The following is a 12,054-nucleotide window of genomic DNA, read 5'->3' as shown; positions in this document are numbered from 1 at the left end:
TGATTGATGGTGAAATGTAAAGTGTTAGCCTCTATTACGACAAGAGAAGAAGGCATACGTAAAGTTTATGAGAAGGGAAGTAGCATTGTACTGGATGAAAAAGAAGCTGAACGTCTTGTTAAAGAAGCAGTTATAGAAATAGTAGATAGGCTCGAAGATGATGACAAGGTACAAGAAGTTGATTACCTTGATGAGAAGACCCTGAAGAAGATGAACAAAGAGGAGCTTATTCAGTATGGCCTTAAAATAGGAATCGAAGTATCAAAGGAAATGAAAAACCCAGAAATAGTAGATTCAATACTTGATTACATAGGTGAGAAAGAAAGTCTAGGTGAATAACATGGCATTAAATTTTAGAGAGCAACTTCAAAAAGATGAGGCTGCTTTTTTTAATTGCAATGAATTTGCTGAGCAAGTGCTTATTGGAGAACAAAGCATACCTATTATTAACTGCAAAGATGAGCTAAAAGAGCGCAAGATTAAAGAAGCTGAAGGAACCTATGTAGGAGAAATTATCTTCCTAGCTCAAAAACAATACTTCAAAACAAGACCTCAAGAAGGTCAGAAAATTAAAATGAATAATGAACTTCACTACGTCATGGAATGCGAATCATTAATGAATGCATACAAAATAACATTAGGTAAGAATTATTCATAGTAAAAGAGGGTATAGATGACCATTTATAATACACTGAATAACTTTAAATCATTTATTGAAGAGGTTGCTCGTAATGAGCGACTTCTTACAAAAACAAATCAAAGTAAAATGCCACAAGTTAAGCTAGGATACTTAGAAGAAAATGAGTATGGAGAAGAAAAAGAAGATTTTCCATACATTGTAATACGCTACTTGAAGGATCAAGTGAACGAAGAATCGGCAACAGTAAATATTAAAATACTGTTTGGAGCTTATAGTGAGGATAGTGAAGGATGGATGGATATCCTTCATTGTATGGAGGTTATTAAGCGAGAGATACTGAAGAAGCAGAGTTTTGATTTCTATACAGTAGAGTTCCCTATTAAGTGTACGATTCCAGAAGAACAACCATTTCCATACTATGTTGGAATGATGGAATTAGAATTAACGGTACCTCGAATAGAGATGGAAGGAGATGAAGCCCCATGGCCAGTGTAAAGAGTAAGAAAGAAACGAGTGACAAGACACCTGATAAAAGGATTTATTGTGGGCCGAACTTGCCGGGACTTAATCAATTTGCAGTTATAAACGGACAGAACAATATTATAAAAATGCATATTGAGTCATGTCCAGCTATTAGCAAATTAATAGTGCCCATTAATAAGCTTAATCATACACGTTTAAAACTTGCAGTAAAAGGAAGCTTTGAGCAACAAAAATATATGGAAATTATGAACTATTTAGGAGGTAGATAAGATGAGCGGATATAGACATGGTGTTTATGTATCGGAAGTGCCAACAAGTTTAATACCACCTGTAGAAGCATTAGCAGGACTACCCGTTGTAGTGGGAACAGCACCTATTCATCTTGCCAAAAGTCCAAAGGTGAATGAACCTGTATTATGTTATACATACAAAGAAGCAGTTGAAGCTTTTGGATACAGTGATGACTTTGAAAGTTATACATTATGTGAGTTTATGAAATCACATTTTACACTCTTTAGTGTCGCACCGGTGGTATTGATCAATGTACTTGATGCAACACAGCATAAAGAAGATGTTCCAGAAGCACCAAAACAAGTAATAGATGGAGAAGTCATTCTCAGTGATCCTGTCATTACATCTACACTTATTGTAAAAGGAGAAGGTGATACAGCACTTACATTAGGAGAGGACTATGAGATCGCTTTTAATGGAACTGGAGAACTTATCATTTCTATTATTAGAGGTAGTCTACAAGAAGTGAAAGTTGCCTATAAAAAATTAACACCAAACACTGTAATAAGTGATGATATTATTGGTGGCATTAGTGGTGAGGGTAAATTAACAGGGCTTGAACTTGTTAATGAGGTACTTCCTAGATTTGGGCTGGTACCAGGGCAATTATTATCCCCTAAATTTAGTACAGAACCAACTGTAGCAGCAGTTATGGTAAGTAAAGCAAGTAATATTAATGGTTATTTTAAGTGTATGGCACTTACAGACATTCCAGTAGAGCAAGTAGGTAACTATTCAGAGGTTGCACAGTGGAAAACATCTAATAACTATGTCTATGAAAATCAAATTGTATGTTGGCCAAAAGTGAGGCTAGGAGATGCAGTCTATCATATGAGTACACAATTAGCTGGTCTGATGTGTAAAGTAGATGCTTCACATGATGGAGTGCCTTATGTGTCACCATCAAATCACAACTTACAGATTAATGGTTTAGTAGGCAAATCAGGTAAAGAGGTTATCCTAGGTATAGACCAAGCAAATTATCTTAATGGACAAGGGATAGTAACAGCCATTAACTTTAGTGGTGGTTGGAAAGCTTGGGGCAATCGTACATCATGTTATCCATCCGTCACAGATCCTAAAGATGCATTTATTTCTGTAAAGCGAATGTTCTATTGGATAGGAACGACCATTATACAAACATTTTGGCAAAAAGTAGATGGACCTATTACAAGACGTTTAGTTGATACGGTAATCGATAGCGTTAATATTTGGCTAAATGGTTTAACAGCTAGTGGATATATATTAGGTGGACGTGTGGAGTTTCTTGAAGAAGAGAATCCTTCAACAGCTATTATGGATGGAAAGGTTAAGTTCCACTTGTATGTAACACCACCATCACCAGCAAGAGAAATGGACTTCGTGCTTGAATATGATGTTGAATATCTGAAAGCACTATTTGCATAGAAAGAGGGGTAGAAATTTATGAGTAAAATTCCAGATAAGCTCATAGCCTTAAGGGCTTTTAAAGATGGGAAAGATATGTTAGGTATTGCAGATGTAGAACTACCTGATATTGAAGCCATGTCAGATACGATTAAAGGAGCTGGTATTTCAGGGGAGGTAGATTTGCCGACACTTGGGCATATAGGGGCAATGAGTATGACCGTTAACTGGCGAAGTGTATGTGGGGATTTAATTGAACTAGCAGCACCAGTGACACATGCATTAGATTTTAGAGGTTCAATACAGAGATTTGATAATGTAGAGGGAAAACTTAAAACAGTTGCAGTCAAACACATTGTTCGTGTGATTCCTAAAAAGTTTTCTCCAGGCAAAATGGAAGGTGGAGCAAGTACAGAAAGTGTAAATGAATTCAGTGTACTTTACTACAAAATGGTGCTCGATGGGAAAGTTGCTATAGAAATAGATCCATTTAACTATATCTATATAGTGAATGGAGTAGATTATTTAAAAGAAGTAAGAAGAGACTTAGGCTTATAAAGCTTAGGTCTTTTTATAAATAAGGAGGAAGTATATGAAAATTACATTAAAGAAACCAATTAACTTTGAAGGTGAAGAAATTAAAGTATTAGAGATGGATTTAGATAACTTAACAGGTAAAGACATGATTGATGCACAAAAGGAAATTCAATCTATGGATGTGCCTGTTCAGGAGTTTAACAAGGAATATTTAGGGGTTATTGCTGCAAAGGCATGTGGTAGACCGACAGATTTAATTCCACTTCTAGGTATTAAGGATTTTAGTGCGGTAACGGTACAAGTGCAAAATTTTTTATTAGGAGAGGAATTACCTCAAGAACAGACTTTAGAAGAATAGTATTTGAAATGGCCCAAGCATCCTTTACTCCAATAACCTACTGGTTAGATCAATCTTTAGATGAACTTGAAGCATGGATAGAGGCTATGCAAGAGGAAAAGGGGTGAAAGTATGGCATCAAGCAAGCAATATCAAATTGCTTTTGCCTTAAATAGTAAACTAGCCTCTGGCTTTAATAAAAGCTTTAATAGTGCTACAAAAAGTATACAAAGTTTAGCTAAAACAGCAAAGGCAGCTATGGCCACAACTATAGGTGCAATCGGTGCAAAAAATACCGTAGGCGTAGCACTAACTGAAGCGATGAATCTAGAAGGCTTTAAGATGCAACTTGAAACAGCGACTAAGTCAGCCCAAAAAGCTGGAGAAATCATGAAGTGGTCTATTGACTTAGCGAACCGAACACCATTTGAGACAGGTTCAGTTGTAGAAGCAAGTGCTAGACTTGAAGCCATGGGTTTATCCGCACAAAAGTATTTACCTATGATAGGTGATATGGCAGGTGCAACCAATAAAGACCTTATACAAGCTACTGAAGCTATTATTGATGCCCAAACAGGAGAATTAGAGAGGCTTAAAGAGTTTGGGATTAAGAAAGATGACATCGTAGCATACGCTTATGAAAAGATGAATAAGACACAAGTTGTCAACAACAAGGGTCAGATCACCAACCAAGCAAAATTTAACGAAGCCATGCTTGCTCTTATGGACGATAAGTTCAAAGGCGGAATGGAAAAACAAGCAAGTACATTAAAAGGGATCATGTCTACAATATCAGGAGTTATGAAATCGGGTATGGCAACAATGGTTGGTGTGACTTCTGATGGAACTATCAAACAAGGTAGCTTAATGGAGCTATTAAAGGATAAAGCTAAAACGCTAGGAGAGGCATTTGTTAAGTGGCAGCAAGATGGGACATTTGAAAAAATAGGTGATCAAATTGATAGTGGTATTTCAAAAGCTATTAATAGCTTTAAGTACCTAAAAAATTGGTCGTTAGATACCTTTAATGCAATGAAAGCAAAAGTCCTTGAACATGGCCCTTTATTAGAGAGAATCGCCCAGTTTGTAGATAATATAAAAGTCAAGTTTAAGGATTTAAAAGGCGGTACATCTACTTTAGATTGGTTAAAAGATACAGCACTGCCTAAAGTAGCCGATGGCATATTATTTGTACTAGATCAAGCCATAGCATTATATGATTTTATCAGTACAAATTGGAGTACATTGAAACCTATTGTTGTAGGATTAGGTACAGCTTTTGTAGGATGGAAAATAGGTTCTCTAGTAGTAGAGTTTTATAAAACAGCAAAAGCGATTACAGTAGCGACTATTGCACAGAAGAAGTTAACATTGGCCAAAGTAGCAGATAAGGCTGAAACAATTTATATAAAAGCACTTTATGCAGGAGATTTCTTAAAGTCTTTATTAATGCAAGGGAAAGCCATTGCAGGCAATACACTTGCATGGACCATTAATACCGCTCAATTAGTTGCACAAAAAGTAGGATTGGTTGCTTTAAAAGGTATTCAATTAGCTTCACAAGGTGTAACAATGGCACTTACAGCTGCACAGTGGGCACTTAATGCAGCCTTTATTGCATCACCTATTGGATGGGTAGTACTTGGGATAGGCGCATTAATTGGTGTAGGTGTTCTTCTATGGAAGAATTGGGATACTATAAAAGTAAAAGCATTTGAATTATGGGAAGGTATTCAATCAGCATTTGGTGGTGTAGGACAATGGTTTTCTGGTCTTTGGGAAGGTGTGAAGTCAACTTTTAAAGGGTTTGTTAACTTTATTATTGGTGGTTTAAATAAGATACCAGAGTCACTTAATAAGTTGATAGGCGTTGGACAGAGTTTTGGAATTAACATCCCTAATATTCCAACAATTCCTATGTTCGCTAAAGGAACGATGAGTACACCTAAAGGCTCTTTTATAGCAGGTGAAAAAGGTCCAGAACTTATTTCGGGTGCACCAGGAAGAAGAGTCTTTACTAATGCACAAACTAAAGGGATTTTATCAAAAGGTAATAATGAAAGTCCAAAATTTGTTTATAGCCCAAATGTTATGGTTAAGGGTGATGGTATATCTGAATCAAAGCTTGCACAGATTCTTGAAGCTGAAAGAAGAAAGTTTATGGCAGAAGTAAAAGCAATGTTGAAAGGAAGGGATAGGTTAGCTTATGGATAATAGATACATAACGTCACAAGGCGATACTTGGGATATGATTAGCTATAAAGTATATGGTAATGAGAAGTATGTAGATAAGCTTATTCAAGCTAACCTACATTATAAAGAAGTAATTATATTTTCAGCTAATGTTAAACTTAATATTCCAGAAGCAAACTTAATAAATGAAAGTAAATTGCCACCTTGGAAGAGAGGTGTACAATGAGTAGAAGAGTAGAGCTTAAGGTAAAGTATCAAGGCGTAGATATAAGTAAAGATATTGCAAAATATCTTTTAAGCTTTTCATATACAGACAATGCAACAAATGAGGCTGATGACTTAGATATCATGCTTGAAGATAGTGAAGGTCTATGGCATGGTGATTGGTTGCCTGAAAAGGGTGATCTTATCCATGCCTCTTTTAATGTAAAGAACTGGGAAGAGGGAGAGCAGGCTTTACTTTGTGGAACATTTACTATTGATGAAATAAACTTGGATGGGCCACCGGATATAGTTTCTTTAAAGGGCCAATCTGTACCTATTGTATCTTCTATAAAGTACACTAAAAAAACAAAGTCTTGGAAGAATGTAAATCTATCACAGATTGCAAAAGATATCGCAAAAGTATGTGGACTTAAATTAATGTTTGAGTGTAGTGAGGACCCTAAGTATGAGAGTGTAGATCAGGTTAAACAAAGTGATATGAGTTTTTTACAAAAGTTATGTACTCGAGAAGGCATATCCTTAAAAGTAACTGATAATCAAATGGTTCTTTTCGAGCAGAAGCTCTACGAACAAAGTGAAGTCGTTGAAACTTATATAAAAGGTAAGTCAAATATATTAAGTTATGGTTTTAATACCTCATCTAATGATACATCATATGGTAGCTGCAGAGTACGCTACACTAATCCAACAACAAATAAAGTGATTGAATATACGACGACAGTAGGCGAGGGTCCACAACTAGAAATCAATGAGCAAGTTAAGTCTGTAGATGAAGCAAAACGTGTATCAAGTCAACGTCTTAGAGAAAAAAACATGAAGGAATATCAAGCAAATTTAAGCGTTTTAGGTAACGTTAATCTTGCATCAGGTGTAACAATAGAGTTAAAAGGTTGGCACAAATTTGATGGTAAATATATTATTCAAAAAGCTACTCATAAAGTAACAGGTGGTTATACAACAGACTTAGAACTTACGAAATGTTTGGAGGGATATTGATGGAAGTTAGAACAGGAAAAATATCTAGTGTAAATCAAGAAAAATGTACTGCTAAAGTACTTTTTGAGCAGTTGGATAATATGGTCTCTAAAGACTTAATTATTATTACTAGAAATGGAACTTCATTAACCATTGAAGAGCTCCCTAAAATCAATCAACCTGTACTTTGTTTGTTTCTAGAGGACTCTTCAGATGGCTTTATACTTGGAAGTTGGAAGGTGAATTAAATATGATAGGCGCTTTAGGAGATATTCTATTTAAAGTATCTATAAAGAATGTAAATACTTTTCAAGATTTTTCAAGAAGTAGTTCAGGAAGATGGGCCACCCATGAAGTACATATGCAAAAACCAAAAGGTGAGTTCTTAGGGCCAGACTTGGATTCAATTAGTTTTACAATGCATTTTGATGTTCTACTAGGGAGAAACCCACGCTATGATATGGAGAAGCTTATGCAATATAGTAGAACGGGTGAGTCATTACTCCTTGTTATTGGAGGAGATGCTATGGGTTACTACCGTTGGGTTGTAGAAAGTGTAGATCAAGAATATACAAAGGTAGATAATCATGGGAATGTCTTACAAGGTAAAGCTGATGTTAAACTTAAGGAATATATTAAGTAGGAGGGAAATGTATGTACGAGGTAACAACAGAACTTAAACCTCTTAATATGCTTGCGATAGGAGAAGAAGAAATCCTTCAAAATATAGCTATGATATTAACAACTGCAAAAGGGTCAGTTCCACTGGATAGAAATTTTGGAATAGATATGAGTGCTTTAGATTTACCTATTGAAATGGCGCAAAATATTTGTACAGCTAAAATTATTGAAGCTATACAAGATTATGAGCCTAGAGTAAAAGTAACTAAAGTAACCTATGAAAAAGACCATTTAACAGGTAGTTTAAAACCGAAAGTGATGGTGGTAATAAATGAGCCTTAAAAATTTAAAACAAATTGAGTTTTGTGATACATCAACATCAAATGTAGAAAAAGATATTATTAATACATACGAGGCAATAGCAAATAAAAAACTTTATCCAGGTGATCCTGTGAGATTGTTTTTAGAAGCTATTGCCTCTATTATTACCCAACAGCGTGTCATTATTGATTTTAGTGGAAAACAAAACTTATTAGCATACGCACAAGGTGACTACCTAGATCAAGTTGTAGCATTAGTAGGTGTAAAAAGATTAGAAGCTTCCTCAGCAAGATGTACAATTCGTTTTTCATTATCAAATGCACAAACAAGTGTTATAACCATACCTAAAGGCACAAGGGTAAAAGCAGGCGAACTTTATTTTGCAACAATAGAGGATGCAATTATTTTACCAGGAAAATTAACTATTGACGTGGTGGTAGAGTGTATGACACCAGGTGTTGTAGGAAATGGTTTTGTAGCGGGACAGATTAATCAACTTGTAGATGTATTCCCATACTTTAATCAAGTTACAAGTCTCACAACGACTACTGGTGGTACCGATAAGGAAAATGATGAGGCATTAAGGCAAAGAGCCTATGAAGCGCCCAACTCTTACTCGTGTGCAGGAAGTGATGGGGCTTATGCTTTTTGGGCAAAAACTGTATCTCCTGAAATTGGAGATGTAGCAGTTATTACACCCACACCTGGTAAAATTAATATTATTCCTATTGGAGTAAATGGAGAGCTACTATCAGAAGAGTTAAGAAATAAGATTCTAGATAGATGCAGCGCTAAAGATGTAAAGCCATTAACAGATCTTGTTAGTGTTATACAGCCAACAAAGCAAAATTATGCCTTAGATCTTCAGTTTTGGATAGATAAAAAAGATGCAGCAATGACTACAGTTATTCAAAAGCAAGTTGAAAAAGCAATAGCAGAGTATAAACTATGGCAGCAAGGTAAGCTGGGAAGAGATATTAATCCATCTGAGTTAATTTATCGTGTGATGCAAGCTGGTGCTAAACGTGTAAATGTTATAAGTCCAAGTTATACAGTATTAGATAGTACAAGTATAGCTTACTTAACCAGTGAATCGGTTATTTTTGGAGGAGTAGAAGATGCATAACATGAAAGACTTATCCATTAAAGCGTTATTACCATCTAGTATTTCCTATGATAAGCAAATACTAGCATCATGTGAGGCTATTGATTTAGAAATGAAGAAACTTCAGAGTGCTATACAAAGGCTTTATATATTGCCAAGTATTGATACTTTAGAAGATGATATGGTTGATTTAATGGCACAGCAATTTGATGCACCTTATTATGATGCAACATTACCATTAGGAACTAAGAGAAGATTAGTTAAAAATGCAATTAATTGGCATAAGAAAAAAGGGACTGTAGCTGCAGTAGAAGAGGTAGTAAGCACAATCTTCGGAGAAAGTACGGTAGAAGAATGGTATGAATATGGTGGAGAGCCTCATCACTTTAGAATCACGACAACAAACATAAGTGTTGATGAAAGTTTCATTAATAGATTTAAAGAAGCAGCTGAACACGTCAAAAGAAAAAGTAGTTGGCTTGATGAAGTTATCGTATTACTAGCTAGTGAGCTAAGTATTTATGTAGGTTTTGCATTACATACAGGGGACACAATAACTATAAGACAGGAGGAATAAAAAGCATGAGTATTTCAGGTGTATTTTTCACAAATAAAGGACGCATCTTACAAGCTAAAGCTCAAACTGGTACACCATTGCACTTCACACGCATAGCCATAGGTGATGGAGAATTGCAAGGGCAGGCACCACAAACACTTAATGTACTTATAAGTGAAAAGTTATCAATAGATATAACAAAACTTGTAACTGGTGAAGATGGTACGGCTAAAATAGGTGGTTCCTTTAATAATAGTAATCTTGAGACAGGATTTTATTACAGAGAACTTGGTCTCTTTGCACGTGATCCTGATGATAGTGCGAAAGAGATTCTTTATGTGTATGGTAATGCTGGAGCATTAGCAGATTACATACCAGCACAAGGAAGTGAACTGATTGAGAAGAAGATAGATATTATTGCGATTATAGGGAATGCCATAAATGTGAGTGCCACAATTAATCAAAGTTTAGTATATGCAACTATTGAAGACATTGAGGATCATAATATTAATCCAGTCGCACACCCTGAGTTAATCAATCAAATCAAGAATTTATCTAGTCCATATGTTATACCAGAAGGTTCAGATATTCCTATTCAAGATAGAGTAAAGGGGAAGATGTATTTTAAAGTTACAAGTAGGCAGAATGGTGGAAGTAGTAATGGCATTATAAAAGTAAGCCCTAATATGGGGATTGAAATAAAAGAATAAGGAGTGAACAATATGTCAGCATTAAAAAAGGTAAGAGTACAATTATTAGATGAAAATACAAGTGCAGTTATCGAAGAAGTGGATGTATTAACATCTGCAGATGCTGTTACATTTTCAGATGGAGAAACCTTTCAACAAAAGCTAGATAGAGGTAAATTAACAGGGCCCAAAGGTGCAACGGGAGCAGTTGGTCCACAAGGTCCTATAGGAGTCACAGGCCCACAGGGTCCAGCTGGAGTTGCAGGATCTAAAATGCACAATGTTACTGGGACACCAGCTACATCATTAGGTGTAGTAGGAGATTGGGCATTAAACACATCTAATGGAGATGTATTTGAAAAAACAGCATCTACAACTTGGACTAAAAGAGGAAACTTTAGAGGAACAACTGGAGCACAGGGACCAGTAGGAGCAACAGGTGCCACAGGGCCACAAGGTCCAAGGGGAGAAACAGGAGCAACGGGGCCGCAAGGGCCAGCAGGTGCAAAGGGGGCCACAGGACCACAGGGGCCTAAAGGTGATCCAGGTGATGGCATTAAAGTTGGGACAACTACATCCAATGCAGTACCAAGAAAACTATTTTTTAAAGTAATAGAATAGGAGGCATGACATGGCTAAATTAAAAGGAGAACTTCAGGCCGATAATGGAGATGTGCTACATCCTCATACATCTGCAGACGTTGTATTTATGGAGGATGGAACAAGTGCAGAAGAAAAAATTAAAAGTATAGATCAGACAATAACGGGTATAGATGTTTCGGGTGATGTTAGACGGGTTGTCAACGAAAGAGTTAATGCAGATACTTCTAAACCACTTAGTACTCTGATTAATGAATGGATTACTTCAGCTAAAACAGCTATTTTAAATGCAATAAGCACTTTGACAACACATGTAACAAACCAACATACAGCAACTAAGAATCATGTAACTGCGAATAGTAATAATAGTAATGTGTTTTTGAATAGTAGAATAGCTGAAGAGTCAGGGCAGACGAGAAACACTATATCTACAGTAATTAATGTTGCTAGAGATGATATTAAAAGTCATATGTCTAATTCTATGGCAAATCCTAAGATTATCAAGAGTATTCAAAGAGGAGTTTTTACACCCGAAAGTAGCAGGAGAACTGTAACAATTGGTGCAGTTAACATGTCAAAGTCTCTTGTAATTAGTGAGACTGCAATGCATGGTACATCATCCAATTATACAAACACATGTGTTTTAACGAATAGTACAACGCTAACATTTGCTGGTGGTACAAATTATCAAGTGGCATGGCAAGTTATAGAATTTTATTAGAAAGGAGTAGGTTAAATGTTTAATTATGCACAAATTAATGAACAAGGTTATTGTATCGGTATATCTTCATTAACGAATGAAGTTGTACAAGAAAATATGATTCTTATTGAACAGTATGACAATTTGTATATTGGTAGAAAGTATGACAGAGAATCAAAACAGTGGACTGATGAACATTTATCTATACTAGATCAGCAGGCAGAATTAACATTACAAGATATCAAAAAGGATACATCACCCATTAAAGCAACAACTTCATTAACTGCAAATGATGCTTTAACAATTATGGAGTATCAAGCTACACTTGATGAAAAATTAAGTAAAATAATTGTCCATTTAGGATTATAAAATAATATATTTAAAGGAGGTATCAC

Annotated in this window: 19 protein-coding genes; all 19 read left to right on the top strand. The window is 35.7% G+C overall.

The window, feature by feature from the left end; translation table 11 throughout:
• Positions 1 to 6 precede the first annotated feature (6 nt).
• Positions 7 to 339, top strand: coding sequence for a hypothetical protein (locus PBV87_RS15245; RefSeq protein ID WP_271012812.1), 333 nt, complete (start codon positions 7 to 9; stop codon positions 337 to 339).
• A 1-nt stretch (position 340) separates the two neighbouring features.
• On the top strand, positions 341 to 658 hold the full coding sequence (locus tag PBV87_RS15240) for a hypothetical protein (protein WP_271012811.1): 318 nt from the start codon (positions 341 to 343) through the stop codon (positions 656 to 658).
• A 15-nt stretch (positions 659 to 673) separates the two neighbouring features.
• Complete coding sequence (locus tag PBV87_RS15235) at positions 674 to 1,135, top strand: hypothetical protein (protein WP_271012810.1); 462 nt, start codon at positions 674 to 676, stop codon at positions 1,133 to 1,135.
• Positions 1,123 to 1,392, top strand: a complete 270-nt coding sequence (locus PBV87_RS15230; protein WP_271012809.1) for a hypothetical protein — start codon at positions 1,123 to 1,125, stop codon at positions 1,390 to 1,392. The genes PBV87_RS15235 and PBV87_RS15230 overlap by 13 nt, the downstream gene beginning before the upstream one ends.
• A gap of 1 nt (position 1,393) precedes the next feature.
• A complete protein-coding gene (locus tag PBV87_RS15225; protein ID WP_271012808.1) occupies positions 1,394 to 2,821 on the top strand; it encodes a phage tail sheath family protein in 1,428 nt (475 codons plus the stop codon).
• 18 nt (positions 2,822 to 2,839) lie between these two features.
• Complete coding sequence (locus tag PBV87_RS15220) at positions 2,840 to 3,358, top strand: phage major tail tube protein (RefSeq protein WP_271012807.1); 519 nt, start codon at positions 2,840 to 2,842, stop codon at positions 3,356 to 3,358.
• A gap of 34 nt (positions 3,359 to 3,392) precedes the next feature.
• Positions 3,393 to 3,695 carry a phage tail assembly protein gene (locus tag PBV87_RS15215; protein WP_271012806.1) on the top strand — a complete coding sequence of 101 codons (303 nt, stop codon included), beginning with the start codon at positions 3,393 to 3,395 and terminating at the stop codon, positions 3,693 to 3,695.
• Between the two features lie 111 nt (positions 3,696 to 3,806).
• The gene (locus PBV87_RS15210) at positions 3,807 to 5,888 is read left to right on the top strand and encodes a hypothetical protein (RefSeq protein ID WP_271012805.1); all 2,082 of its coding nucleotides are present in this window, start codon (positions 3,807 to 3,809) and stop codon (positions 5,886 to 5,888) included.
• Positions 5,881 to 6,093 (top strand): tail protein X, encoded by a 213-nt coding sequence (locus PBV87_RS15205; RefSeq protein WP_271012804.1) that lies wholly within the window; start codon positions 5,881 to 5,883, stop codon positions 6,091 to 6,093. The genes PBV87_RS15210 and PBV87_RS15205 overlap by 8 nt, the downstream gene beginning before the upstream one ends.
• Positions 6,090 to 7,088 (top strand): phage late control D family protein, encoded by a 999-nt coding sequence (locus tag PBV87_RS15200; RefSeq protein WP_271012803.1) that lies wholly within the window; start codon positions 6,090 to 6,092, stop codon positions 7,086 to 7,088. The genes PBV87_RS15205 and PBV87_RS15200 overlap by 4 nt, the downstream gene beginning before the upstream one ends.
• Positions 7,088 to 7,315, top strand: coding sequence for a hypothetical protein (locus PBV87_RS15195; RefSeq protein WP_271012802.1), 228 nt, complete (start codon positions 7,088 to 7,090; stop codon positions 7,313 to 7,315). The genes PBV87_RS15200 and PBV87_RS15195 overlap by 1 nt, the downstream gene beginning before the upstream one ends.
• A gap of 2 nt (positions 7,316 to 7,317) precedes the next feature.
• Positions 7,318 to 7,710 carry a phage tail protein gene (locus PBV87_RS15190; RefSeq protein WP_271012801.1) on the top strand — a complete coding sequence of 131 codons (393 nt, stop codon included), beginning with the start codon at positions 7,318 to 7,320 and terminating at the stop codon, positions 7,708 to 7,710.
• Positions 7,711 to 7,721: 11 nt separating this feature from the next.
• On the top strand, positions 7,722 to 8,030 hold the full coding sequence (locus PBV87_RS15185) for a GPW/gp25 family protein (protein ID WP_271012800.1): 309 nt from the start codon (positions 7,722 to 7,724) through the stop codon (positions 8,028 to 8,030).
• Positions 8,020 to 9,135, top strand: a complete 1,116-nt coding sequence (locus PBV87_RS15180) for a baseplate assembly protein (RefSeq protein WP_271012799.1) — start codon at positions 8,020 to 8,022, stop codon at positions 9,133 to 9,135. The genes PBV87_RS15185 and PBV87_RS15180 overlap by 11 nt, the downstream gene beginning before the upstream one ends.
• On the top strand, positions 9,128 to 9,691 hold the full coding sequence (locus PBV87_RS15175) for a phage tail protein I (protein WP_271012798.1): 564 nt from the start codon (positions 9,128 to 9,130) through the stop codon (positions 9,689 to 9,691). Before PBV87_RS15180 ends, PBV87_RS15175 begins: the two co-directional genes overlap by 8 nt.
• 5 nt (positions 9,692 to 9,696) lie before the next feature.
• Complete coding sequence (locus tag PBV87_RS15170; protein ID WP_271012797.1) at positions 9,697 to 10,380, top strand: hypothetical protein; 684 nt, start codon at positions 9,697 to 9,699, stop codon at positions 10,378 to 10,380.
• A 12-nt stretch (positions 10,381 to 10,392) separates the two neighbouring features.
• Positions 10,393 to 10,980 carry a collagen-like domain-containing protein gene (locus tag PBV87_RS15165; protein ID WP_271012796.1) on the top strand — a complete coding sequence of 196 codons (588 nt, stop codon included), beginning with the start codon at positions 10,393 to 10,395 and terminating at the stop codon, positions 10,978 to 10,980.
• Between the two features lie 10 nt (positions 10,981 to 10,990).
• Complete coding sequence (locus PBV87_RS15160) at positions 10,991 to 11,680, top strand: hypothetical protein (RefSeq protein ID WP_271012795.1); 690 nt, start codon at positions 10,991 to 10,993, stop codon at positions 11,678 to 11,680.
• Positions 11,681 to 11,695: 15 nt separating this feature from the next.
• Positions 11,696 to 12,028, top strand: a complete 333-nt coding sequence (locus PBV87_RS15155; RefSeq protein WP_271012794.1) for a hypothetical protein — start codon at positions 11,696 to 11,698, stop codon at positions 12,026 to 12,028.
• The last annotated feature ends 26 nt before the right edge of the window (positions 12,029 to 12,054 follow it).

Source organism: Holtiella tumoricola, from assembly GCF_027857615.1.
GTDB lineage: Bacteria > Bacillota > Clostridia > Lachnospirales > Cellulosilyticaceae > Holtiella > Holtiella tumoricola.
The sequence above is the reverse complement of the archived record's forward strand: the minus strand, read 5'-3'. Positions and strand labels throughout refer to the sequence as shown.

What these genes read in the sequence shown, in the direction of transcription:
- PBV87_RS15245 (WP_271012812.1), top strand. Translation starts at nt 7, where the DNA reads ATGGTGAAATGTAAAGTGTTAGCCTCTATTACGACAAGAGAAGAAGGC.
- PBV87_RS15240 (WP_271012811.1), top strand. Translation starts at nt 341, where the DNA reads ATGGCATTAAATTTTAGAGAGCAACTTCAAAAAGATGAGGCTGCTTTT.
- PBV87_RS15235 (WP_271012810.1), top strand. Translation starts at nt 674, where the DNA reads ATGACCATTTATAATACACTGAATAACTTTAAATCATTTATTGAAGAG.
- PBV87_RS15230 (WP_271012809.1), top strand. Translation starts at nt 1,123, where the DNA reads ATGGCCAGTGTAAAGAGTAAGAAAGAAACGAGTGACAAGACACCTGAT.
- PBV87_RS15225 (WP_271012808.1), top strand. Translation starts at nt 1,394, where the DNA reads ATGAGCGGATATAGACATGGTGTTTATGTATCGGAAGTGCCAACAAGT.
- PBV87_RS15220 (WP_271012807.1), top strand. Translation starts at nt 2,840, where the DNA reads ATGAGTAAAATTCCAGATAAGCTCATAGCCTTAAGGGCTTTTAAAGAT.
- PBV87_RS15215 (WP_271012806.1), top strand. Translation starts at nt 3,393, where the DNA reads ATGAAAATTACATTAAAGAAACCAATTAACTTTGAAGGTGAAGAAATT.
- PBV87_RS15210 (WP_271012805.1), top strand. Translation starts at nt 3,807, where the DNA reads ATGGCATCAAGCAAGCAATATCAAATTGCTTTTGCCTTAAATAGTAAA.
- PBV87_RS15205 (WP_271012804.1), top strand. Translation starts at nt 5,881, where the DNA reads ATGGATAATAGATACATAACGTCACAAGGCGATACTTGGGATATGATT.
- PBV87_RS15200 (WP_271012803.1), top strand. Translation starts at nt 6,090, where the DNA reads ATGAGTAGAAGAGTAGAGCTTAAGGTAAAGTATCAAGGCGTAGATATA.
- PBV87_RS15195 (WP_271012802.1), top strand. Translation starts at nt 7,088, where the DNA reads ATGGAAGTTAGAACAGGAAAAATATCTAGTGTAAATCAAGAAAAATGT.
- PBV87_RS15190 (WP_271012801.1), top strand. Translation starts at nt 7,318, where the DNA reads ATGATAGGCGCTTTAGGAGATATTCTATTTAAAGTATCTATAAAGAAT.
- PBV87_RS15185 (WP_271012800.1), top strand. Translation starts at nt 7,722, where the DNA reads ATGTACGAGGTAACAACAGAACTTAAACCTCTTAATATGCTTGCGATA.
- PBV87_RS15180 (WP_271012799.1), top strand. Translation starts at nt 8,020, where the DNA reads ATGAGCCTTAAAAATTTAAAACAAATTGAGTTTTGTGATACATCAACA.
- PBV87_RS15175 (WP_271012798.1), top strand. Translation starts at nt 9,128, where the DNA reads ATGCATAACATGAAAGACTTATCCATTAAAGCGTTATTACCATCTAGT.
- PBV87_RS15170 (WP_271012797.1), top strand. Translation starts at nt 9,697, where the DNA reads ATGAGTATTTCAGGTGTATTTTTCACAAATAAAGGACGCATCTTACAA.
- PBV87_RS15165 (WP_271012796.1), top strand. Translation starts at nt 10,393, where the DNA reads ATGTCAGCATTAAAAAAGGTAAGAGTACAATTATTAGATGAAAATACA.
- PBV87_RS15160 (WP_271012795.1), top strand. Translation starts at nt 10,991, where the DNA reads ATGGCTAAATTAAAAGGAGAACTTCAGGCCGATAATGGAGATGTGCTA.
- PBV87_RS15155 (WP_271012794.1), top strand. Translation starts at nt 11,696, where the DNA reads ATGTTTAATTATGCACAAATTAATGAACAAGGTTATTGTATCGGTATA.